Source organism: Mesorhizobium sp. C432A, assembly GCF_030323145.1.
Classification (GTDB): domain Bacteria; phylum Pseudomonadota; class Alphaproteobacteria; order Rhizobiales; family Rhizobiaceae; genus Mesorhizobium.
The window spans coordinates 4,859,277-4,882,051 of sequence record NZ_CP100470.1 but is presented as its reverse complement, the minus strand read 5'-3'; the positions used below and the strand labels follow the sequence as shown (position 1 = coordinate 4,882,051).

Below are 22,775 nucleotides of genomic sequence, written 5' to 3'. Positions count from 1 at the left end.
AACTCGATCGATCAAAGTGATGGGTGGCGCGCAGCCAAACCTCTCTGCGGAGAGCCACCTTGCACATCCGTCCGAACTGTGCGCCGCGTACGCTACCAGCCGAGAGCCAGGCGACGCACGATGCGGAATGGTCTTCAACCGGGAGGCGACGTGCGGCAGGGCTCAAATCATCCTGGCGGTCGCCATGCAAAGCACGGTGAGCACCAGCAGCCAGGCGGCGATGCGCTCGCCGCGGGCCATTTTGGTGCGCAGCGCCGCTTCCGTTGCGACGTCCGCGCCGGCAAGCTGCCGGCTGGTCTTGCGGACGACGACGCTGAGAACGCCGGCAGCGGCGAAGGCGGCCAGGATGCCTAGCGCCAGCACCATTTCCATCGAGCCGAAATAGGCGCCGTGGAAGAAATACCAGAGCAGGGCGCCGGTCACGAACACCATGCCGGCCGAGCCCATTTGCGGTCCGATAAAGCGCTCCGCCCTGATCTCGGGGTCGCGGGCAAGCGTGATGGTGGTGCCAGCCCAGAACACACCGGCCATGACGTGAAGGCCGATAACGACGATGTAGACATATTGCATGACCGCTTCCTCCTTGCCGCCGCCCGTCCTCGGATCCCTGTCGAACGCGGATAATACGAACTCGGCAGATCGACACGCATGATAGTTAGATATCAAATGGTTCGATGTCAATGTATAATGCCGCGTTCCATCGCTCGGCGCCTTGTTCTACTGTCGGCGCATGACTCCCTTTGACCGTCCGCCAATCGGCATGAATCTCGCGCGCACCTCCAAGCTGGTGGCGCAGGCCTTTGACGCCGCTTTGGTCGAGGCCGGCGGCACGCTGCCGGTGTGGCTGACCTTGCTTTCGGTCAAGTCGAGCGAGCTTGCCAACCAGCGCGAACTTGCCGGCATGATCGGCATCCAGGGCGCCACGCTCACCCACCATCTCAACGCCATGGAGGCGCAAGGCTTGCTGACGCGCCGCCGCGATCCGGACAACCGCCGGGTTCATCTGGTCGAGCTGACGCAGGCGGGCGAAACGATGTTCCTGAAGCTGCGGGCGGCGGCTCTCATCTTCGACAAGCGGCTGCGCGCGGGATTGCCGGACGACAGGCTGGCGGAGTTCGCCGAGGTGCTGGCGGCATTGCGGGCGAATGTCGCGCCGGCCAAATGACCGGCACCGGTGGGCAATAGTCTAGGCTAAATTGCCCTGAAGCACCTTCAGCTTGGCTTTCTTCGGGCTGCGCGCCAGCAGCCATTCGCGCGCTTTGTCCTGCGGCATCGGGAAGGCGATGGAATAGCCCTGCACCTGGTCGCAGCCGATCGCCATCAGCGAATCGAGCTCGGCTTCGGTTTCCGCGCCCTCGGCGACGATCGAAATGCCGAGACCGCGCGCCAGCTCGGTGATGGCGCGCACGATCTTGGTGTTGTCGCCATTCTCGTTGATGTTCTGGACGAAGCGGCGGTCGATCTTCAGCCGGTCGATCTCGTTGGGATTGACATGGCTGAGCGAGGCATAGCCGGTGCCGAAATCGTCGAGCTCAAGATGGACGCCGGCAGCGCGGATGTGGCGCAGCTTCGCCGCGATGCCCGTCTTCTCGTCGTCGAGAATGACGGATTCGACGATTTCCAGCGACAGTTTCTGCGGCGCCAGGCCCGCCTTTTCCAGCGTCGCGAACAGGAAGCGGTCGAAGTCGGGTTCGCGCAGCTCGGTGCCGGACACGTTGACGGCAAGCCGGCCGAAGGCAATGCCGGCGCGATCCCATTCGGCTGCTTGCTCGATCGCCTTGGTAAAGACGATGCGGCCGATCTCGGGCATGAAGCCGCATTTTTCGGCGACCGGAATGAACTCGCCCGGCGCAATCATGCCGCGCTCGGCATGCTTCCAGCGCACCAGCGCCTCGATGCCGCTGATGGCGCCGTTGCTCAGCGACACCTGCGGCTGGAAATAGACCTGGAAGGCGTTCTCCGAAATGGCGACCTTGATGTCGTGCTCGAGCTGCTTGCGGTAATCGAGTTCGCGCCTGAGTTCCTCGGAGAAGAACGAGAAGCTGCCGCCGCCGAGCTTCTTGGCGGAATAGAGCGCGAGGTCGGCGTGGACGAGCAGATCCTCGGCATTGTCGGCGTCGATGGGATAGACGGCAATGCCGGCGCTGGCCCCTGGAAGGATGGTCGTGCCCTGGAAGGTAATCGGCTCGTTGATCTCCTCCAGGATGCGCCGGGCCAGCATGTTGATGTCCTCGGGGCCGCCGGCGCCATTGAGGATCATCACGAATTCGTCGCCGCCAAGGCGCGCGCAGAGATCCGACGCGCGGCAGGAATCGCGCATGCGCTGCGCGGTGACGACCAGAACATAGTCGCCGGCGGCGTGGCCGAGTGTGTCGTTGATCTGCTTGAACCGGTCGAGGTCGAGCTGGATCACCGCCAGCCTCTCACGCCGGCGATGCGCGCCCTTGATCAGCGTTTCGAAGTGATCGGTCAGGAAGGTGCGGTTGTGCAGGCCGGTCAGCCCGTCATGTACGGCGATGAAGGCCATCGAATTGCGGGCATCGACAAGCTCGTGCGTCTTGCGCAGGATCGCCTTCGACATCGGCCGGAAGATGAAAAGCGCCACCAGGACGATGACGCCGATGGTGGCGTAGAACAAGGTGCGATGGAGATCGAGGAGCTTTTCCGACCGCTCGTCTGCGAATGCGGCGATGCGTTGGCCGAGCGCGGCATAACCCGACAGCGTCGCATTGGCGACGGAAGCATCGAGATTGACGCGCTCGCCGCCGCCCTTGTAGGCGGCATTGCCGGAGAGCTGGGATTCGAAGGACGAGATCAGCCTTTCGCCATTGGCGACCAGCCCGACCGAGAAATAGTCGAGGTGGAACGGCTTGCCGTAAAGCACGCTCTCGATCGACTTTGGATCGGACAATGCCGGTGACAGCGGGTCGGCTCCCGTCTGTTTGAGCAGCAGGTCGTAGTTCGTCTCGAACTCGGCGGTCGCCTGTTTCAGCGCGGCAACCAGGGCCGGCTGCTTGTCACGCGCGGCGGAGCCGGTTGCGCTGGTCAAAAAGACAATGCGCTGCGACAGCGCCTTCTGGGTGCTGACGATGTCGAGCAGAGTATGGTTGTGCTGTTGCGCCGCCATCATCTGCTGCAGCAGGATGAAGGAGGCCATCACCATGGCGGCGATGATCAGCAGCGCCAGCCAGTAGCCGCTCTTGATCAGCAGGATGAGTTTGCCCGAGACGGTTTGCGCCGGCTGCTGCGACATATTCTAGGTGATCCCTCGGTCGACGGATTTCTGCCACCGATTCGTGGCAAGAACACCATTGCCTTGAAAGGGTTAACAGGTTTGGAAGCCGGCGGAACTGCTGCTCCGCAGTAAACGAAAGCTGCTGAGATGGTTATCATGTTCTTTCGCGGCATGGCCGAATTCGCGTGCCTGCTACTCCAGCATGCTGGCCATGCGATCGGATCGCGCCAGGGTTGAGGCAGCCGCGCCACCGAAGCGGTCGCTTTTGCGGTGGATTTTTAGTGCGCGTAGCGCGACAGTCGCGCCAATCTCAACAGGACCTGATCATGATCGCGGCATTCCTCTCCCATATCGACAACGAACTGCAAGGGCTGAAATCCGCCGGGCTCTACAAATCCGAGCGGGTGATCACCTCGACCCAGTCGGCTGAGATCGAGGTCGGCGGCGACAAGGTGCTGAATTTCTGCGCCAACAACTATCTCGGCCTCGCCGACAACTCAGAATTGCGCGATGCAGCCAAAGGCGCGCTGGACCGCTACGGCTACGGCATGGCCTCGGTGCGCTTCATCTGCGGCACGCAGGAAGAGCACAAGCAGCTTGAATCAACGATTTCATCATTCCTCGGCATGGACGACACCATCCTCTACGGCTCCTGCTTCGACGCCAATGGCGGCCTGTTCGAGACACTGCTCGGCGAGGAGGATGCGATCATTTCCGATGCGCTGAACCATGCCTCGATCATCGACGGTGTGCGGCTGTCGAAGGCCAAGCGTTTCCGCTACGCCAACAACGACATGGCCGATCTCGAAGCCCGGCTGAAGGAGGCGAAAGACTGCCGCTTCCGCCTGATCGCCACCGACGGTGTGTTCTCCATGGATGGCATCATCGCCAATCTTAAAGGCGTCTGCGACCTCGCGGAAAAATACGACGCCATGGTCATGGTCGACGACAGCCATGCCGTCGGCTTCGTCGGCAAAAACGGCCGCGGCTCGGCCGAGCATTGCGGCGTCGAGGGCAGGGTGGATATCATCACCGGCACGCTCGGCAAGGCGCTCGGCGGCGCCTCCGGCGGCTACACCTCCGGCAAAAGCCAGGTGGTCGACTGGCTGCGCCAGCGTTCGCGGCCTTATCTCTTCTCCAACACGCTGATGCCGGCGATTGCCGGCGCCTCGATCAAGGTGTTCGAGCTGATCCGCAATGGCGACGCCCTGCGCGAACGCCTCTATGCCAATGCGGCGCGCTTTCGCTCCGAGATGGGCAAGCTTGGCTTCACGTTGGCCGGCGCCGATCACCCGATCATCCCGGTGATGCTGGGCGATGCCAGCCTGGCGCAGGAAATGGCGGCGCGTATGCTGAAGCGCGGCATCTATGTTATCGGCTTTTCCTTCCCGGTGGTGCCGAAAGGCCAGGCGCGCATCCGCACCCAGATGTCGGCGGCGCATTCCACCGCCGACATCGACCGCGCCGTGGCAGCATTCGCGGCGGTCGGCAAGGAACTGGGCGTGATTGGCTGAGAGTTTTACCCTCCCCCTTTGTGGGGAGGGTCGACTTTCGACCGCTTGCGAAGCAAGTGGGCGGGAGGCGGGGTGGGGGTCTGCAGGGTCACGACCTCCGCCAGTTTTTGACCCCCACCCGGCCCTTCGGGCCACCCTCCCCACAAGGGGGAGGGTAAGGAGTTGTAGCATGTCGAACATGATGAAGGCGCTGGTGAAGGCCAAGGCTGAACCGGGCATCTGGATGGAAGAGGTGCCGGTGCCGGAGATCGGCCCTAACGACGTGCTGATCAAGGTCAAGAAGACGGCGATCTGCGGCACCGACGTGCACATCTACAATTGGGACCAGTGGGCGCAAAAGACGGTGCCGGTGCCGATGGTGACCGGCCATGAATTCGTCGGCACGGTTGCCGATTTTGGTGCTGCGGTCACCGAATACAAGGTCGGCCAGCGCGTCTCCAGCGAAGGCCACATCGTCTGCGGCCATTGCCGCAATTGCCGCGCCGGCAGGGGCCATCTCTGCCGCAACACGCTCGGCGTCGGCGTCAACCGTCCCGGCGCCTTCGGCGAGTATCTGGCGATTCCGCAGCACAATGTCGTGCCGATCCCCGACGATGTGCCCGACGAGATCGCGGCGATTTTCGATCCCTTGGGCAATGCCGTCCACACCGCTCTGTCCTTCGACCTGGTCGGTGAAGACGTTCTGGTCACCGGCGCCGGGCCGATCGGCATCATGGGCGCGCTCGTTGCCCAATGTGTGGGGGCGCGAAAAGTCGTCATCACCGACATCAACCCGGTGCGGCTGGCGCTGGCCAAAAAGCTCGGCGTCCAGCATGTCGTCGATGCCTCGAAGGAAAAACTGCGCGACGTTATGCCGGCGCTGGGCATGACCGAGGGTTTTGACGTCGGCCTCGAAATGTCGGGCGCCGCGCCCGCCTTTCGCGACATGATCGACACCATGAACAATGGCGGCAAGATCGCCATTCTGGGCATCGCGCCGACCGGCTTCGAAATCGACTGGAACAAGGTCATCTTCAAGATGCTGCACTTGAAGGGCATCTACGGCCGCGAAATGTTCGAGACCTGGTACAAGATGATCGCCCTGGTGCAGGGGCCGCTGGATGTGTCGGGTCTGATTACGCACCGCATTGGGATCGACGATTTCCAGACGGGGTTTGACGCGATGCGGAGCGGCAGTTCGGGCAAGGTGGTGATGGATTGGTGAGGCACGTGTGGGTGCAAGATGGCGGACAATGAGCACGGTCGTATCATTGCCTCGCAGGCAAAGCTCGTACTGAAGCCGGCCGGATTTCGACGCAAAGGGCAGTCCCGAATCTGGATCGCCGATCGCGGCTTCTGGCTAAGTGTAGTCGAGTTCCAGCCCAGTTCCTGGTCCAAGGGCACTTACCTTAACGTAGCAGTCCACTGGCTCTGGGGTTCGCTTCCGGAAACGATTACCTTCGATCGCGTTGAGCGCATTGGACAGTTCGCTCCGTTCGAGAGCCCGCCACAGTTTCTTCTCGCGGTTGATCAAATGGCCAAGAAGGTCGTCGAAATCGATCAGGTTCACCGATCGATGTTCCCTTCCGTCCAAACCACAGCGAAAATCCTCGTGAGTGAATTGCAGCCGGGCGCCTACGGCGAGTGGGCGGCCTTCCACACCGGGGTGGCGGCTGGTTTGGCCGGTGATTTTGAAACGGCAAGGCGACTGTTTGAAAGCGCTCAAAGACACGCGGCTTCGCAAGCGCAGGCGCTTCTAGCCTACATTGATGATCCGGCGGCATTTCGAAGCCGTGTCAGAGGCTTCATTGAAGCCGAACGCGCCTATTACGGTCTAGGGGCGTTGCCTGCCGCATTCGCGATCTGATTTCAGCGACGGTCGAACTTATGGGAAGATCTCAACCCAAGGTGAGTTTTGCCTCCAGCGCCGCCACGCCGCTCACAATCGCTGTCCGCTCCTCTGTGCTCAACCTCTCCAGCAACTCCCGTTCGAACGCCTTCGCCAGCGGCACCATTTCGCCATAGGCCGCCAGCCCCGCCTTCGTCAGCGCCAGGTGCTCCACACGTCGATCATTCTCGTCAGTTGTGCGTACCAGCCAGCGCCTTCGCTCCAGTTCCGCCACGGCGCGCGACACCTTGGTCTTGTGCATGGCCGACTGTTCGCCAAGCGCTGTCGCCGTCATGGTGCCGCGCTGTCCGAGCCCTGACAGGGCGCGCCATTCCGGCCGCGTCAGACCGTGACGGTCGCGGTAGATTTTTGAAAATTCGCGGCTGACGGCATCGGCCAGCCGGTAGAGCCGGTAGGGCAGGAAATTTTCGAGTTCGAGGGTTCATATGCGCACCGTGGATGCGGCATCAGCCGTTGATAGTTACATTTTCGATGGTTACAAATGAAACCAGTTTGGTCAACATAGCCGGCAGGCCTCGCTTCGCGGCGGTCGGGATCAGGGAGGATCGGATGGAATTTTCCTACATGCCGGGCTTCGGCAATGATTTTGAGACCGAAACGCTGCCCGGCTCGCTGCCGCAAGGGCGCAATTCCCCGCAGCGACCGGCTTACGGACTTTATGCCGAGCAGCTCTCGGGCTCGCCCTTCACCGCCCCGCGCGGCACCAATGAGCGCTCCTGGCTCTACCGCATCCGGCCGAGCGTAAAACACACCGGCCGCTTCAAGGCGGCGAGCTATCCCCTGTGGAAGACCGCTCCCAATGTCGGCGACCACGAGCTGGCGCTCGGCCAGTACCGCTGGAACCCGGTGCCGATGCCGAAGGAGCCGACCGATTTCATTCAAGGGATGCGCACCATCACCAGCGCCGGAGATGTGCTGGGCCAAAGCGGCATGGCCGCGCATGTCTATGTCGCCAACCGATCGATGGTCGACGACCATTTCTTCAATGCCGATGGCGAGTTGCTGATCGTCCCCCAGGTCGGCGCCTTGCGCTTCGTCACCGAGATGGGCGTCATCGAGCTGCGGCCCGGCGAGATCGCCGTTTTGCCGCGCGGGCTGGTGTTCAAGGTCGAGCTCATCGACAAGGAAGTGCGCGGCTATGTCTGCGAAAACTATGGTGCCAAGCTGACGCTGCCCGACCGCGGTCCGATCGGCGCCAATTGCCTCGCCAATCCGCGCGACTTCAAGACGCCCTGCGCCTGGTTCGAGGAGAAGGAGACGCCGTGCCGGCTGACGGTGAAATGGTGCGGCAATTTCAACGTCACCGAGATCGGCCATTCGCCGCTCGACGTCGTCGCCTGGCACGGCAATTATGCGCCCTACAAATATGATCTGGCGACGTTTTCTCCGGTCGGCGCCATCCTGTTCGACCATCCCGATCCGTCGATCTTCACCGTGCTGACGGCGCCGAGCGGCGAGGAGGGCACCGCCAACATCGACTTCGTCATCTTCCCGCCGCGCTGGCTGGTGGCGGAGGATACGTTCCGCCCGCCCTGGTACCACCGAAACATCATGAGCGAGTTCATGGGCCTGATCCACGGCCAGTACGACGCCAAGGAAGAAGGTTTTGTCCCGGGCGGCATCAGCCTGCACAATCTGATGCTGGCCCACGGCCCAGACGCGCCTGGCTTCGAAAAGGCCTCGCGCTCGGAGCTGAAACCGGTCAAGCTCGACAACACCATGGCCTTCATGTTCGAGACCCGATTCCCGCAAATGCTCACCCGCTACGGCGCCGAGCTTGAAACGAGGCAGGACAATTACATCGATTGCTGGACCGATCTGAAGAAGCGTTTCAACGGCACGCCGGAGGGCGACTGGTCTTGAGATCAGCCCAATGAACGACCGGCTGGTGCTTCTCGGCTCCAAGGGCGGCCCGGCGCTGCGGCCGGGCGGGCCGTGGCCGAGTTCGTCGCTGCTGGAACTGGGCGGGCGAACCATCGTCGTCGATTGCGGGCTCGGCGTCACGCGCGGCCTGGTCGATGCCGCCGTCAGCCTGAAGGCGCTCGACCTGGTCTTCATCACCCATCTGCATTCCGACCATGTGCTGGAACTGGGCCCGTTGCTCCACACCGCCTGGACCGCCGGCCTCGCCAGCCCGGTGACGCTGTTCGGACCGCCCGGCACCGGCCAATACTGGCGCCGTTTCTGCCAGGCGATGGAGTTCGACATCGAAATTCGCATCGTCGATGAGGGCAGGCCGGACATTCGCGAAATGGTTTCGATCGTGGAATTCGGCGAGGGCGAGATTTTTGCGCAGCGCGGCCTGAAGGTCTCGGCACTGCGCGTCGACCATCCGCCGGTGACCGACTGTTTCGCGCTGCGCTTCGAGCATGGTGCGAATAGCGTCGTGTTCTCGGCCGACACAGCCTTCTTTCCGCCGCTCGCAGGCTTTGCCCGAAATGCCGACATTCTCGTCCATGAGGCCATGCTGGAAGAAGGCATCGAGCGGCTGGTCGCCAGGACCGGCAATGGCGCGCGGCTGAAAGAGCATCTGCTTGCCAGCCACTCATTTGCCGAGCAGGCAGGCCGCATCGCCAGCGATGCCGGGGTGAAGAGGCTGGTGCTCAACCACCTCATTCCGGCCGATGATCCCGAGATCGGCGAGGCCGACTGGGAGGCTGCTGTCAGGAAATCATGGGTGGGTGACTTGACGATTGCCCGCGACGGCCTTGTTGTGAAATTAGACGGCGCCAAAGCCGCATCAGGAGAGGAAACCGCATGAAGCTTGCCACATTGAGGGACGGAACGCGCGACGGAAAGCTTGTCGTCGTCTCGCGCGACCTGACGCGCTTCACCGACGCCTCGTTCCTGGCGCGCACGCTGCAGGCCGCACTCGACGACTGGCAGCGGATTTCGCCGCACCTGGCGACGATCGCCGAATCGCTGGAGAACAATGCGGTGCCGTCGGCACGCTTCCATGAGCATGACGCCCATTCGCCGCTGCCGCGCGCCTATCAATGGGCCGATGGTTCTGCCTATGTGAACCACGTCGAGCTGGTGCGCAAAGCCCGCGGCGCCGAGATGCCGGCAAGCTTCTGGACCGATCCGCTGATCTACCAGGGTGGCTCGGATTCCTTTATCGCGCCGCGCGAGCCGATCCGCGCGGCGGACGAAGCCTTCGGCATCGACATGGAGGCGGAGGTCGCCGTCGTCGTCGACGATGTGCCGATGGGCGCCAGCCTCGACCAGGCGCGCGCCGCCATCCGGCTGGTCATGCTGGTCAATGATGTGACGCTGCGCGCGCTCACCGGACCCGAGCTCGCCAAGGGGTTTGGCTTCTTCCAGTCGAAGCCGTCCTCGGCTTTTTCGCCGGTGGCGGTGACGCCGGACGAACTCGGCGACGCCTGGGATGGCGGCAAGGTCAACCTGCCTCTGCTCGCCGACGTCAACGGCAAGCCGTTCGGCCGTGCTAATGCCGGCGTCGACATGACCTTCGACTTCCCGGCGCTGATTGCCCATGCCGCAAAGACACGGCCGCTGGTTGCCGGCACCATCATCGGCTCCGGCACCGTCTCCAACAAGCTGGATGGCGGGCCGGGCAAACCGGTGGCGGCCGGCGGCGCCGGCTATTCCTGCATCGCTGAACTGCGCATGATCGAGACCATTGAGTCTGGCGAGCCCAAGGCGCCGTTCCTGCGCTTTGGCGATACGGTGCGTATCGAGATGAAGAATAAAAGCGGAAACTCGATCTTCGGCGCCATCGAGCAGAAGGTCGAGAAGTCCCAGGCATAAGAGGGGGCAATGCAATGACGGGCGAGGCGTTCTACCTGCTGGCCGGCGTCTGGGCGTTGGCCATTCTGATGGTCTTCATCCAGGCGATCCGGCTGAGCTACCGCATCGAGGCGCGCTCGCCCGATCTGACCAACCGCAGCGGCTACCCGCGCAAGGCGATGATGTTCCACACCATCACCAACACCAATGTGGCGCGGGACGAGGAGACGCAGGCGATGCGGCGGCGCATGAACCGGCTGCTGCTGATCGTTGTCGCCGGCTTCGCGGTGATGGCGGCTGGCATTGGCCTGATCAGACGAATGAACGCGTGACCCTGCTCGAGCATTTCAGCCGCATGGCCGGCAACAATCTCTGGTCGAACGACCGGCTCTATCGCGCCGTGCTGCAGCTAAAGCCCGGCGAATTCGAAGCCGAGCGCACAAGCTTCTTCCCGTCGATCAAGGCGACGCTCAACCACATCCTCGCGGTCGATCATCTCTATCTCGATTTTCTCGAAGAAGGCGGCGTCGGTGCGGCCGCTTATGACGACTACGTGCCGTTCGATGTGCCGCAGGCGCTGTTTGCCGCCCAGGTCGCAGCAGATCGACGCCTAATCGCCTTTTGCGAGAAGCTGTCGGAGGCGGATCTCGACCGTCAGGTCATCACCGACCGGCGCGAGGACGGCATGATCCCCGAAAAGATCGGCGACATTCTCGCCCATGTCTTCCTGCACGACATCCACCATCGCGGCCAGGTTCACGCGATGCTCTCGGGCAGCTCGGTCGCGCCGCCGCAGCTGGACGAGTTTTTGCTCGATTATGATTTGAAGGTGAGGAAAGAAGAGGTCGAGCGGTTGGGCCTCTGACCTTTATCTGGTGTACTCGTTCCATTCAGGGCCGAGTGTCGAAATCGTCAGAAATCCAAATCTTGCCCTTCAGGGCACCTATGCGCGACAACAAGTCTTCTCGAACTTGTGGCACGAGCCGCGCCGCGATCTTGCCGTGACGAGTGATGACTATCTCCTCGCCGGCCTCCGCGCGGCCGACGAGTTCCGTTAGTTTGGCCTTTGCTTCGGTTATGGAGACGTTCACGGTTCACGCCGCCTTGCCATCGACCTTGATCACGCCGCGCTTGATCTGGTCCTGCTCGATCGACTCGAACAGCGCGCGGAAATTGCCTTCGCCAAAACCTTCGTCGCCCTTCCTCTGGATGAATTCGAAGAAGATCGGGCCGATCACGGGTTTGGAGAATATCTGCAGCAGGATCTTGGTCATGCCGCCGTCGACCACGCCTTCGCCGTCGATCAGGATGCCGTGCTTCTTCATCCGCTCGATCGGCTCGTCATGCCCGTTCACCCTGTTGTACGACATGTCGTAGTAGGTCTCCGGCGGACCGGGCATGAACTTCAGCCCGTTGTCGGCAAGCTTGTCGGTGGCGGCGTAGATGTCGTCGGTGCCGACAGCGATATGCTGGATGCCTTCGCCATTGTACTTCTTCAGATACTCGGCGATCTGGCTGGTGTCGTCCTTGGACTCGTTCAGCGGGATACGGATCTTGCCGCAGGGCGAGGTGATGGCGCGGCTGACGAGGCCGGTGATCTTGCCGTCGATGTCGAAGAAATGGATCTGCTTGAAGCCGAACAGCTCGCGATAAAAGTCCCACCATTTGTCCATCTGGCCGCGATAGACATTGTGGGTGAGGTGGTCGAGGAAATAGAAGCCGACGCCTTGCGGCCGCGGGTCGCGTTCGCCCAGCCACTCGAACTCGGCATCATAGGCCGAGCCCTTCTTGCCATAGGCTTCGATGAAATAGAGCAGCGAGCCGCCAATGCCGACAATGGCCGGCACGTCGAGCGCCTTGTCGTTGCCGTCGTAGGGCGTGGCGCCTTTCGATACCGCATGCTCGAATGCGTGCTTGGCATCGACAACACGCCAGGCCATCGAGGCGGCGCAAGGGCCGTGTTTGTCGACGAACTTCATCGCATGCGAGCCCGGTTCGGCATTGACGACATAGTTGATATCGCCCTGGCGCCAGACGGTGATGTCCTTCGTGCGGTGCTTGGCCACCGCGACATAGCCCATGCGGGTGAACAGTTCTGCTAGCTTCTGCGGCTCCGCATGCGCGAACTCGACGAACTCGAAACCGTCGGTGCCGGCGGGGTTTTCCTTGCTGATCTTTGCGGGCGGGGCGTCGTGCGGGAAGGGACCCATGGCATTCCTCCAAACGGATGGTGGCCGCATCGGACCACGAGATGACGCATGATAGTGCGAAGTGACCGCACGGTGCTTGCATTCAAACGCTTGAAATGATCATCTCGTGCGTAATTCATGCATGATTGGAGATGAATCGATGAATGAAGCGCGCATCGATCAATTTGACCGCAAGATAATGGCTCTCTTGCAGGGCGACGCGCGGCTCACCAACAACGATCTCTCGCAGCGCGTGAACCTGTCGGCATCGCAATGCTCACGCCGCCGCCAGCGGCTGGAGGAAGACGGCTACATCAAGGGCTATCGCGCCGTGCTCGACCGCGACAAGCTCGGCTTCTCGCTGGTCAACGTCATCTCGGTGACGCTCGCCACCCATAACCGCGACAATGCCAGGCGCTTTGGCGAACTGCTGGCCCGGCTGCCCGAGGTGCAGGAGGCGCACGCGTTGACCGGCGAGATGGATTACATCCTGAAAGTGGTGACACCCGATCTCAAATCATTGTCGGAGTTCGTCAACGGCGTGCTCCTGCCGCATGAATCGGTACAGCATGTAAAGACGGCGATCGTGCTGGAGACGTTGAAGGAAACCGGCGCGCTGCCGATCTAGTTTGAGAGAGTTTCAGTTGATACGTCGGCGGGACAGCACCCCCCTCTGGCCTGCCGGCCATCTCCCCCGCAAGGAGGGAGATCAGCAGCTTTGTCGATAGCGCTCATCCTGCAACGTCGGCGATTGGCGAAAAGCGAAGGCGACATCCGATCTCCCCCCTTGCGGGGGAGATGATGTCCGGCAGGACAGAGGGGGGTGTGAGGGATCGCCAGCGCCTCAGATGCTCACCCCTTGGACTGCTGAATCAGCCCGTAGAGATTGGTGCAGCGCGCGCCCGAGCGGCAATAAGCAAACACCGGGCCTTCGAGCGCGTCGAGCGCTTCGGCCTGATCTTCGACATTCTCGGCTGTGATCTGGCCGCTGATTACCGGGATGTAGCGGAAGGCCAGCCCCGCGGCTTCGACCGCCGCCTTGACGCTGTCGGCCGAAGGCTGGTCGGGCTGCTCGTCATCCGGCCGGTTGCAGATCACGCTCTTGAAACCGGCTTCCTTGATGGCGGCGGCATCTTCGGGCTGGATCTGGCCCGAGACCGAATAGTCCTCGCTGATTTCTCGATATTCCATGGCTCTCATCCTCTCAACCTGGTTTGGCGCGAAGTCTTGCCACTCTCACACGAGGTCGGCAATCCGCGCCGGAAAGAAATACCTCGGCGCAGATAGACATTTGCGGCCCAAGATCCAACCCAGGCTCAAGAGGTTTCGCGCTGTTGGCCTTGCCCGGAGGCGGCAGCGACTCTAAACAGGCGCACCGACAAACGAAGGAACCATCCCATGAGCATTCGTCGCATCGATGTTGGCCCGCGCATGAGCCAGATCGTCATCCACGGCAACACCGTCTATCTCGCCGGCCAGGTCGGAACGCCCGGCGCCAGCGTTGGCGAACAGACCAGGTCGATCCTCGCATCTATCGACGAACTGCTGGCCAAGGCCGGCACCGACAAGACCAAGATCCTGCAGGCGATCATCTGGCTGGCCGATATGGGCACCTTCGCCGAGATGAACAAGGAATGGGACAAGTGGGTCCCGCAAGGCAACACGCCCGCCCGCGCCACGGGCGAGGCCAAGCTTGCAGGGCCGGAATATGTGGTCGAGATTATTGTTACGGCGGCGATTTAAAGTGCAGCCTTCTACCTCCCCTTGTGGGGAGGTCGGACCGAAGGTCCGGGTGGGGGGCTTGGCGCCGACCCCCACCCCGCTGCTTCGCAGCGACCCTCCCCACAAGGGGGAGGGTAAAGGAGCTACCCCTGCGAAGGCCTGAACCGCGCCACCAGCGTGTGGCTCTCCGCGGCGTAGGTGAACCTCACCTGCGTCACTGGGTGCTCGGCGCTCCAGGTCCGGCGCTCGACCACCAGGCAGGGCGCGCCGGTTGCGATGTCGAGCGCTTCGGCAATATGCCTGTCGGCCGCCACCGCGCGGATACGGTGCTCTGCCTCGCTCCATGGCACGCGGCCGATCAGCCAAGGGCCGGGGGCGATGTCGAGAAACTCCTCCTCGGCGGCTTCCGCGACGGCGGCGAGATTGATCAGCCGCTGTTCGTGCGCGAACGGCCGCTTGCCGGCGAAATGCCGGCATTCCAGCGCCAGCACCTGTCCAGCCGCTCCCAATTCCAGCAAGGCGCGATCCTCGGCGCTGCTGCGCCTTTTCTGCCGCGCCACGCGCTCGTAGCGATAGGCCAGCCCAAGCGCCTCGACCTCGATCCTGATGTCGTGGATTTCCAGCACCGCGGCCTGCGATTGCGGCTGGCGCACGAAACTGCCCGAACGGCGGCGGCGCTCGATCAGCCCGGCCTTGGCCAGTTGCGACAGCGCCTTGTTCACCGTCATGCGCGAGCAATGATACTGCGCCGTCAGCTCGTGCTCGAACGGGATGCGGTGGCCCGGCGCCCAGGCGCCGGACATTATTTTCTCGCTGATGTCGGACAGGATGCGCTGGTGCAGCGAGCCGCCTTCTACCACCGCTGTCTCTGAAATGCTCATGCCGAAAGCGCTGTCATCACCTGACGAAAGCGCTCGGCGATCGTCTCACGCGCTACATGCCGGCCGCCGCTGACTTGTTTTTTTCCGTGCACCCAGACGCAATCGACCTTGCCGCCATTGGCAAAGATCCAGGCGTCGAGGATCGCATCGCCACTTTTTCCGGCCAGCGAAGGATGGTTTTCGTCGAGGGAGACGAAATCAGCCGCGGCGCCGGCGGCGATCCGCGACGGGCCGGTGCCGAGTGCGGTGCTGCCGCCATCGAGGGCGGCGTCGAACAGAGCCCGCCCGGTCGAGCCGCCGGCCACCGCCAGCACATTGCGGGCGCGGTGTGCGAGGCGCTGCGAATATTCGAGCTGGCGCAATTCATCCGGCAGGCCGATCAGCACGTTGGAATCCGAGCCGACGCCGAAGCGGCCGCCATGTTCGATGAACAGAGGTGCTGAAAAGGTGCCGTCGCCGAGATTGGCCTCGGTGATCGGGCAAAGCCCGGCAATGGCGCCGCTTCTGGCCATGCCGGTTGTCTCAGCCTCGGTCATGTGGGTGGCGTGGATCAGGGACCAACGCTTGTCGATCCCGGCATTGGCGAGCAGCCATTCGACCGGTCGCGCACCCGACCACGCCAGGCAATCCTCGACCTCCTTCACCTGCTCGGCGACGTGGATGTGGATCGGTCCGTCCGGCGCAATGGCGGCAACAGCGCTGAGTTCCTCCGGCGTCGCGGCGCGCAGGCTGTGCGGGGCGACGCCAACGACAGCCTGATTCAACGCACGAACCGATTCGCGGCTTTTCTCAAGCAAGCGTTCGAACCGATTCACATCGTTGATGAATCGCCGCTGGCCTTCGTTGGGCGCAGCGCCGCTGAAGGAGGAATGGGCATAAAACACCGGCAGCAGCGTCAGGCCGATCCCGGTTTCGCCGGCGGCCGCGGCAATACGTTCGGCCATCTCGGCAAGGTTGGCATAGGGTTTTCCGTCGCGATCGTGGTGGAGATAATGAAATTCGCCGACGCGCGAGAATCCGGCCTCCAGCATTTCGACATAAAGCTGGGCGGCGACCGCCTCGACCTGGTCCGGCGTCATCGACAGCGCAAAGCGGTACATCACCTCGCGCCAGCTCCAGAAGCTGTCGGCGGAGGGACCGCGCAGTTCGGCAAGCCCGGCCATGCCGCGCTGGAAGGCGTGGCTGTGCAGGTTCGGCATGCCGGGCACCAGAATGGCGTGGCGTTCGTCACCGCTCCGCGGCGAAGAACCTGGCTCCACCTTCGCGATCTGACCGCCGCTCAGCGAGATCCGCACCTTGTCATGCCAGCCATCGGCCAGCAGCGCCTGTTCCGCAAAGATCGCCGTCACGTTTTTCTCCGCATTCCATCAACAATGCACTTGCAGCGCGTTTCAATATGTATATACATAATCGCCATCCAAGCAACGGAAAAAGATGATGGCGGCACAAGACAAAAGCCGGGCAGGGGGCCTTCAGCTTTGGCGCGATGCACGCCTGGCGACCATGGCCGAAGGCGTTGCCGGAGTTGGCATCGTCGAAAAGGGCGCGATCGTCGCCCGTGACGGCGTCATCGTCTATGCCGGTCCGGAAGCCGACATGCCGTCAGCGTTGGCTCAGGGCGGCGAGACTACCGATTGCGAAGGCCGCTGGATCACGCCCGGCCTGATCGACTGCCACACCCATCTCATCCATGCCGGCAACCGTGCCAACGAGTTCGAGATGCGGCTGGCCGGCGCCACCTATGAAGAAGTCGCCCGTGCCGGCGGCGGCATCGTCTCCTCGGTCAAATCCCTGCGTGCCGCGAGCGAAGACGCACTGGTTGCGCAGACGCTGCCACGCCTCGATGCGCTGATGGCCGAGGGTGTCACCACGGTAGAGGTAAAGTCGGGTTACGGGCTCGATCTCGAAAATGAACAGAAGTCGCTTCGCGCCGCGCGGCAGCTGGACAAGCAACGCCCGGTCACGGTCCGCACCACCTTCCTCGGCGCGCATGCGCTGCCGCCGGAAGCAAAAGGCGACAAGGACGCTTTTGTCGATCTCGTCGCCAACACGATCCTGCCCGCAATCGCCGCCGAGGGCCTGGCTGACGCCGTAGACGGCTTTTGCGAGGGCATTGCCTTTTCGCCGGAACAGATTGCCCGCGTCTTCGACAAGGCTAAGGCGCTTGGCCTGCCGGTCAAACTCCATGCCGACCAGCTGTCCAATTTGCATGGCGCCGAACTCGCCGCCCGCTATGGCGCGCTGTCGGCCGACCATCTCGAATACACCGACGAGGCCGGCGCCGCAGCGATGGCCAAGGCCGGCACCGTGGCGACCATTCTGCCCGGCGCCTACTATTTCATCCGCGAAACCAGGAAGCCGCCGGTCGGCCTGTTCCGCCAGCACGGCGTCAAGATGGCGGTCGCCACCGACAACAATCCCGGGACGTCGCCGCTGACCTCGCTGTTGCTGACCATGAACATGGCGGCGACGCTTTTCGGCCTGACCGTCGAGGAATGCCTGGCCGGCACCACTCGCGAGGCTGCCCGCGCGCTTGGGCTGCTTGGCAAGACCGGCACGCTTGAGGCAGGAAAATCCGCCGACCTGGCGATCTGGGACATCGAGCGTCCGGCCGAACTCGTCTACCGCATGGGCTTCAACCCGCTCCATGCCCGCATCTGGAGAGGACAATGACCGAACTTAACCTGAAGCCCGGCAATGCGACGCTGGCCGACTGGCGCGCTATCTATCGTGGCGCCATGCCGAAGCTCGACGCCTCCTGCCGGCCAAAAATCAAGGCCAGCGCCGAGGCTGTCGCCCGCATCGTCGCCAAGGGTGAGCCGGTCTATGGCATCAACACCGGCTTCGGCAAACTGGCCAGCGTCCGCATTCCGGCCGAGGATCTAGAGACCCTGCAACGCAACATCGTTTTGTCGCATGCCGCCGGCGTCGGCGAGCCGATGCCGGTCGCTGTGGTTCGGTTGATGATGGCGCTGAAGCTCGCCAGCCTGGCGCAGGGTGCGTCGGGCGTGCGGCCGCAAACCATCGAATTGCTGGAAGCGATGCTGGCCAACGACGTCATCCCCGTCGTGCCGGCGCAGGGCTCGGTCGGCGCCTCCGGAGATCTCGCGCCGCTGTCGCACATGACTGCGGTGATGATCGGCGTTGGCGAATGCATTACACCGCATGGCCGCTTCCCGGCCAAGGTCGCTTTCGTCTCGCACGGCCTGGAGCCGGTGACGCTTGGCGCCAAGGAAGGTCTGGCGCTGCTCAACGGGACGCAGTTTTCCACCGCCTACGCGCTGGCCGCTCTGTTCGAAGCCGAAGTGCTGTATCAGTCGGCGCTGGTCGCCGGGGCGCTGTCGACCGACGCTGCCAAGGGCTCCGATGCACCCTTCGATCCGCGCATCCATCTCCTCAGAAAACACCCGGGCCAGATCGAGACGGCGGCAGCGCTGCGCAATCTGATGGCCGGCAGCGCTATCCGTGAATCGCACCGCGTCGGCGATGAGCGCGTGCAGGATCCGTACTGCCTGCGCTGCCAGCCGCAGGTGATGGGTGCGGCGCTCAGCGTGCTGCGCCAGGCCGCCGATACGCTCGGCACCGAGGCCAATGGCGTCACCGACAATCCGCTGATCTTCGCCGAGGACGATACTGCGCTTTCAGGCGGCAATTTCCACGCCGAGCCGGTGGCTTTCGCTGCCGACATGATCGCGCTTGCCGTCTGCGAGATCGGCTCGCTGTCGGAGCGCCGCATCGCCATGCTGGTAGACCCCGCGCTGTCCGGCATGCCGGCCTTCCTGACGCCGAAGCCCGGCCTGAACTCCGGCTTCATGATCCCGCAGGTGACGGCGGCGGCGCTCGTCTCTGAGAACAAGCAGAAGGCCTATCCGGCAAGTGTCGATTCCATCCCGACCTCGGCCAACCAGGAAGACCACGTCTCGATGGCCGCACATGGCGCGCGCCGGCTGATCGGCATGATCGAAAACGCCACGGCCGTCATCGGCATCGAACTCTTGGCCGCCGCGCAGGGCTGCGATTTCCATGCGCCGCTGGCGTCGAGTGCAGCTCTGGAAGCTGTTCGCAAGCTGGTCCGTGCCGAGGTGCCGCATCTCGACAATGACCGGCATTTCCACCCTGACATGGAAAAAGCCATCGCTATGGTGCGCAGCGGCGCTGCCATCAAGGCTGCGAGCGCGGTGACATTGCCTTCGATCTCGGGAGTCTGACATGACCGACTGGCTGACAGTGACCGAAGGCACGGCACCCCTGTTGGTGTCGATCCCGCACACGGGTATCGATCTCGCCGGCATCGACAATCGGCTGGTCTCGCCCTGGCTCGGCCGCCGCGATTGCGACTGGTGGATCGACAAGCTCTACGATTTCGCCGCCGGCCTTGGCGCGACGATTGTGCATACGTCGATCTCGCGCACCGTTATCGACGTCAACCGCGATCCTTCCGGCGCCTCGCTCTATCCCGGGCAGACGACAACGACGCTATGCCCGACCGAGACCTTCGACGGCGATCCGCTGTATCTGCCCGGCGCGGAACCGACGCCGTCGGAGATAGACCAGCGCCGCATAGCGTATTTCGTGCCTTACCATGAAATGCTGGCGGCCCAGGCCGTCAGGCTGCGCGGCCTGCATGAGAAGGTCGTCATTTACGATTGCCACTCGATCCGGTCGGTGCTGCCGCGCCTGTTCTACGGCACGCTGCCGGTATTCAATCTCGGCACCAATGACGGCCAGACCGCGGATCCTACGCTGCAGGCGCTGGTTGGTCAGATCATGGCCGAGAGCGGTGAAAGCAATGTCATCAACGGTCGTTTCAAGGGCGGCTGGATCACCCGCTATTTCGGCAATCCGCAAGGCGGCTACCATGCGCTGCAGATGGAACTTGCCGATCGCGGCTATTTGCGCGAGCCCGAGGGCAAGGGCGAACCGGACAATTGGCCGGTGCCTTATGATGCCGAGTTCGCCGCGCCGATGCGCGCCACACTGACGAAAATCCTCCAATCCGCCATTGACTGGGCCGGGCGCTGAGACGCCGCCTTACTCCAAAGGGACAATGATGAACAATCCTCGCCACAACATCCGCGAAGTGCGCGCGCCCCGCGGCGACAAGCTCAACGCCAAATACTGGACGACCGAAGCGCCGCTGCGCATGCTGATGAACAACCTCGATCCCGATGTCGCCGAAAACCCCAATGAGCTCGTCGTCTATGGCGGCATCGGCCGGGCCGCGCGCACCTGGAACGATTTCGACAGCATCGTCGCCTCGTTGAAGACCCTCAATGAAGACGAGACGCTGCTGGTCCAGTCCGGCAAGCCGGTCGGCGTCTTCCGGACGCACACCGATGCGCCGCGCGTGCTGATCGCCAACTCCAACATCGTGCCGCATTGGGCGACCTGGGACAAATTCAACGAGCTCGATAAAAAAGGCCTGATGATGTACGGCCAGATGACGGCCGGCTCCTGGATCTATATCGGCACGCAAGGCATCGTGCAGGGCACCTACGAGACCTTCGTCGAGGCCGGCCGCCAGCACTACAATGGCAACCTTACGGGCAAATGGATCCTGACCGGCGGCCTCGGCGGCATGGGCGGCGCCCAGCCGCTTGCCGCCGTCATGGCCGGCGCCTGCTGCCTCGCCATCGAATGCAATCCGGACTCGATCGATTTCCGGCTGCGCACCCGCTATGTCGACGAGAAGGCCGAGACGCTCGACGAAGCGATGGAAATGATCGAGCGCTGGACCAAGGCCGGCGAGGCGAAGTCGGTCGGCCTGCTCGGCAATGCGGCCGACATCGTGCCGGAAATGTTCAAGCGGGGCATCCGCCCCGACATGGTCACCGACCAGACCTCGGCGCATGACCCGATCAACGGCTATCTGCCCAAGGGCTGGACGATGGCTGAGTGGCGCGAGAAGCGCGTCTCCGATCCCAAGGCTGTCGAGAAGGCCGCCCGCGCCTCAATGCGCGAGCATGTCGAGGCGATGGTCGCGTTCTGGAATGCCGGCGTGCCGACGCTCGACTATGGCAACAACATCCGCCAGGTCGCCAAGGACGAAGGCTTCGAGAACGCCTTTGCTTTCCCCGGTTTCGTGCCGGCCTATATAAGGCCGCTGTTCTGCCGTGGCATCGGCCCGTTCCGCTGGGCTGCTCTTTCGGGCGATCCCGAGGATATCTACAAGACGGACGCCAAGGTGCGCGAACTCACCCCCGGCAACACCCATCTGCACAACTGGCTGGACATGGCACGTGAGCGCATCGCCTTTCAGGGCCTGCCGGCGCGCATCTGCTGGGTCGGCCTCGGCGACCGCCACAGGCTGGGGCTCGCCTTCAACGAGATGGTGGCCAGGGGCGAACTCAAGGCGCCCGTCGTCATCGGCCGCGACCACCTCGATTCCGGCTCGGTGGCTTCGCCCAACCGCGAGACGGAAGCGATGAAGGACGGCTCCGACGCCGTCTCCGACTGGCCGCTGCTCAATGCGTTGCTCAACACCGCGTCGGGCGCAACCTGGGTGTCGCTGCATCATGGCGGTGGCGTCGGCATGGGCTTCTCGCAGCATGCCGGCATGGTCATCGTCGCCGACGGCACGCCGGACGCCGCAAGGCGCCTGCAGCGCGTGTTGTGGAACGATCCGGCGACAGGCGTCATGCGCCACGCCGATGCCGGCTACGACATCGCCATCGAGTGCGCGAAGGAGCACCAGCTCAATCTGCCCGGTATTTTAGGCTGATTGGCTTAAAATGATGCGCATCCTACGGGCCGCCGACTACCGCGTCATGCCGTGGAAGAATGGCGGCGGCACGACCACCGAGATCGCCGTCTCGCCGGACGGCGCCGGGCTGGACGATTTCGACTGGCGCGTTTCGATGGCGCGAGTCGAGGATAGCGGGCCGTTCTCGGGCTTTGCCGGCGTCGACCGCACGCTTGCCGTGCTGGAAGGCGAGGGCATCGTCCTCGACATTGCTGGCCGGCGGCCGGCCGAAGTGACGGCGGCTTCCGCCCCGCTGTCCTTCCCGGCCGATGTGCCGACCACGGCCGCGCTGATCTCCGGTCCGATCACCGACCTCAATGTCATGACCCGCCGCGCGCGGGCCACGCACTCGGTCCAGCGTCTGATGGTTTCGGCTCCGACCGATATCCGGCCGACCAGCGCTATGACCCTGATCCTGCCGTTCGACGGCGAGGTCGGCGTGACCGGCGCGACATCGTCTCGCCTTGGACCCCTCGACACGCTGTTGCCCGGTCCGCAGGCGAAACTACGGATTGAACCGGTGCGGCCGACGACCGTGTTCGTCATCCGGATAGCCAGCCTGGGCTAGCCGCACCGCCAGCACAACGATTAACGCCTGTTGCCAAACATGATCGCACGCCGGAGAAATCTGGCGTAAGCTGTTGTCTGGATCACGAAAAAGCCCGAATCCTTCCGTCGTTCCAAGGCGGACGGGAGGGCAGGGGTGCTCGTCCTTGAGTTGTCGAAAGCCCCACTTAAAATGTCGAAGGGATAACGCCTCTGGCGTGGTGCGAAGCAAAAACTTTCGGCCAGTGTAATCATGCAACCAATTGCATTTGAATCGGTTTTAGGGACATTGCCGTGGCGGTGGCGCC

Annotated in this window: 24 protein-coding genes; 16 read left to right on the top strand and 8 right to left on the bottom strand. The window is 63.2% G+C overall.

The window, feature by feature from the left end:
• Positions 1–162: 162 nt before the first annotated feature.
• A complete protein-coding gene (locus tag NLY33_RS23925) occupies positions 163–570 on the bottom strand; it encodes a hypothetical protein (protein WP_023682929.1) in 408 nt (135 codons plus the stop codon).
• A gap of 190 nt (positions 571–760) precedes the next feature.
• On the opposite strand from NLY33_RS23925, the gene NLY33_RS23920 reads away from it, so the two are divergent.
• Positions 761–1,165, top strand: a complete 405-nt coding sequence (locus tag NLY33_RS23920) for a MarR family winged helix-turn-helix transcriptional regulator (RefSeq protein WP_023672921.1) — start codon at positions 761–763, stop codon at positions 1,163–1,165.
• A 21-nt stretch (positions 1,166–1,186) separates the two neighbouring features.
• On the opposite strand, the gene NLY33_RS23915 is transcribed toward NLY33_RS23920, so the two are convergent.
• A complete protein-coding gene (locus NLY33_RS23915; protein ID WP_023672920.1) occupies positions 1,187–3,253 on the bottom strand; it encodes a putative bifunctional diguanylate cyclase/phosphodiesterase in 2,067 nt (688 codons plus the stop codon).
• 308 nt (positions 3,254–3,561) lie between these two features.
• On the opposite strand from NLY33_RS23915, the gene NLY33_RS23910 reads away from it, so the two are divergent.
• The 3 genes from NLY33_RS23910 (at position 3,562) to NLY33_RS23900 (ending at position 6,595) form a co-directional block, all read left to right on the top strand.
• Positions 3,562–4,749, top strand: a complete 1,188-nt coding sequence (locus tag NLY33_RS23910; protein ID WP_023705766.1) for a glycine C-acetyltransferase — start codon at positions 3,562–3,564, stop codon at positions 4,747–4,749.
• Between the two features lie 169 nt (positions 4,750–4,918).
• The gene (gene tdh / locus NLY33_RS23905; protein WP_023705767.1) at positions 4,919–5,953 is read left to right on the top strand and encodes an L-threonine 3-dehydrogenase; all 1,035 of its coding nucleotides are present in this window, start codon (positions 4,919–4,921) and stop codon (positions 5,951–5,953) included.
• A gap of 18 nt (positions 5,954–5,971) precedes the next feature.
• Entirely contained in the window at positions 5,972–6,595 is a 624-nt protein-coding gene (locus NLY33_RS23900; protein ID WP_023705768.1) for a DUF4304 domain-containing protein, read from the top strand.
• Between the two features lie 31 nt (positions 6,596–6,626).
• Here the strand turns inward: NLY33_RS23900 and NLY33_RS23895 are convergent, their stop codons facing one another.
• The gene (locus tag NLY33_RS23895) at positions 6,627–7,037 is read right to left on the bottom strand and encodes a MarR family winged helix-turn-helix transcriptional regulator (protein WP_031197383.1); all 411 of its coding nucleotides are present in this window, start codon (positions 7,035–7,037) and stop codon (positions 6,627–6,629) included.
• A 149-nt stretch (positions 7,038–7,186) separates the two neighbouring features.
• On the opposite strand from NLY33_RS23895, the gene hmgA reads away from it, so the two are divergent.
• Genes hmgA through NLY33_RS23870 form a run of 5 tightly spaced genes read left to right on the top strand, consistent with a single transcriptional unit; the run spans position 7,187 to position 11,252 of the window.
• On the top strand, positions 7,187–8,500 hold the full coding sequence (hmgA, locus tag NLY33_RS23890) for a homogentisate 1,2-dioxygenase (protein ID WP_023705770.1): 1,314 nt from the start codon (positions 7,187–7,189) through the stop codon (positions 8,498–8,500).
• 10 nt (positions 8,501–8,510) lie between these two features.
• On the top strand, positions 8,511–9,398 hold the full coding sequence (locus tag NLY33_RS23885) for an MBL fold metallo-hydrolase (protein WP_023705771.1): 888 nt from the start codon (positions 8,511–8,513) through the stop codon (positions 9,396–9,398).
• On the top strand, positions 9,395–10,408 hold the full coding sequence (locus tag NLY33_RS23880; protein ID WP_023705772.1) for a fumarylacetoacetate hydrolase family protein: 1,014 nt from the start codon (positions 9,395–9,397) through the stop codon (positions 10,406–10,408). The genes NLY33_RS23885 and NLY33_RS23880 overlap by 4 nt, the downstream gene beginning before the upstream one ends.
• Before the next feature lie 14 nt (positions 10,409–10,422).
• Positions 10,423–10,719, top strand: coding sequence for a hypothetical protein (locus NLY33_RS23875; RefSeq protein WP_023705773.1), 297 nt, complete (start codon positions 10,423–10,425; stop codon positions 10,717–10,719).
• Positions 10,716–11,252 carry a DinB family protein gene (locus NLY33_RS23870; RefSeq protein WP_023694414.1) on the top strand — a complete coding sequence of 179 codons (537 nt, stop codon included), beginning with the start codon at positions 10,716–10,718 and terminating at the stop codon, positions 11,250–11,252. Before NLY33_RS23875 ends, NLY33_RS23870 begins: the two co-directional genes overlap by 4 nt.
• 25 nt (positions 11,253–11,277) lie before the next feature.
• Here the strand turns inward: NLY33_RS23870 and NLY33_RS23865 are convergent, their stop codons facing one another.
• On the bottom strand, positions 11,278–11,478 hold the full coding sequence (locus NLY33_RS23865; protein ID WP_084565901.1) for a type II toxin-antitoxin system prevent-host-death family antitoxin: 201 nt from the start codon (positions 11,476–11,478) through the stop codon (positions 11,278–11,280).
• 3 nt (positions 11,479–11,481) lie between these two features.
• Entirely contained in the window at positions 11,482–12,597 is a 1,116-nt protein-coding gene (gene hppD / locus NLY33_RS23860; RefSeq protein WP_023708774.1) for a 4-hydroxyphenylpyruvate dioxygenase, read from the bottom strand.
• Between the two features lie 139 nt (positions 12,598–12,736).
• Between hppD and NLY33_RS23855 the strand changes: the two genes are divergently transcribed.
• Positions 12,737–13,204 (top strand): Lrp/AsnC family transcriptional regulator, encoded by a 468-nt coding sequence (locus tag NLY33_RS23855; RefSeq protein WP_023705774.1) that lies wholly within the window; start codon positions 12,737–12,739, stop codon positions 13,202–13,204.
• A gap of 224 nt (positions 13,205–13,428) precedes the next feature.
• On the opposite strand, the gene NLY33_RS23850 is transcribed toward NLY33_RS23855, so the two are convergent.
• Positions 13,429–13,767, bottom strand: a complete 339-nt coding sequence (locus NLY33_RS23850) for a protein tyrosine phosphatase family protein (RefSeq protein ID WP_023672907.1) — start codon at positions 13,765–13,767, stop codon at positions 13,429–13,431.
• Positions 13,768–13,974: 207 nt separating this feature from the next.
• Between NLY33_RS23850 and NLY33_RS23845 the strand changes: the two genes are divergently transcribed.
• Positions 13,975–14,319 carry a RidA family protein gene (locus tag NLY33_RS23845; protein ID WP_023682919.1) on the top strand — a complete coding sequence of 115 codons (345 nt, stop codon included), beginning with the start codon at positions 13,975–13,977 and terminating at the stop codon, positions 14,317–14,319.
• Between the two features lie 122 nt (positions 14,320–14,441).
• On the opposite strand, the gene hutC is transcribed toward NLY33_RS23845, so the two are convergent.
• Both hutC and NLY33_RS23835 read right to left on the bottom strand, forming a co-directional pair.
• On the bottom strand, positions 14,442–15,179 hold the full coding sequence (hutC, locus tag NLY33_RS23840; RefSeq protein WP_023682918.1) for a histidine utilization transcriptional repressor HutC: 738 nt from the start codon (positions 15,177–15,179) through the stop codon (positions 14,442–14,444).
• Positions 15,176–16,528: a formimidoylglutamate deiminase gene (locus tag NLY33_RS23835; protein WP_023682917.1), complete on the bottom strand. Its 1,353-nt coding sequence runs from the start codon at positions 16,526–16,528 to the stop codon at positions 15,176–15,178. The genes hutC and NLY33_RS23835 overlap by 4 nt, the downstream gene beginning before the upstream one ends.
• A gap of 88 nt (positions 16,529–16,616) precedes the next feature.
• Between NLY33_RS23835 and hutI the strand changes: the two genes are divergently transcribed.
• Genes hutI through NLY33_RS23810 form a run of 5 tightly spaced genes read left to right on the top strand, consistent with a single transcriptional unit; the run spans position 16,617 to position 22,489 of the window.
• The gene (gene hutI / locus NLY33_RS23830; protein ID WP_023682916.1) at positions 16,617–17,852 is read left to right on the top strand and encodes an imidazolonepropionase; all 1,236 of its coding nucleotides are present in this window, start codon (positions 16,617–16,619) and stop codon (positions 17,850–17,852) included.
• On the top strand, positions 17,849–19,387 hold the full coding sequence (gene hutH / locus NLY33_RS23825) for a histidine ammonia-lyase (protein ID WP_023705775.1): 1,539 nt from the start codon (positions 17,849–17,851) through the stop codon (positions 19,385–19,387). Before hutI ends, hutH begins: the two co-directional genes overlap by 4 nt.
• Position 19,388: 1 nt before the next feature.
• Positions 19,389–20,201, top strand: coding sequence for an N-formylglutamate deformylase (gene hutG / locus NLY33_RS23820; protein WP_023705776.1), 813 nt, complete (start codon positions 19,389–19,391; stop codon positions 20,199–20,201).
• 28 nt (positions 20,202–20,229) lie between these two features.
• Positions 20,230–21,900 (top strand): urocanate hydratase, encoded by a 1,671-nt coding sequence (gene hutU / locus NLY33_RS23815; protein WP_023705777.1) that lies wholly within the window; start codon positions 20,230–20,232, stop codon positions 21,898–21,900.
• A gap of 13 nt (positions 21,901–21,913) precedes the next feature.
• A complete protein-coding gene (locus NLY33_RS23810; RefSeq protein WP_023705778.1) occupies positions 21,914–22,489 on the top strand; it encodes a HutD/Ves family protein in 576 nt (191 codons plus the stop codon).
• Positions 22,490–22,775: the final 286 nt, after the last annotated feature.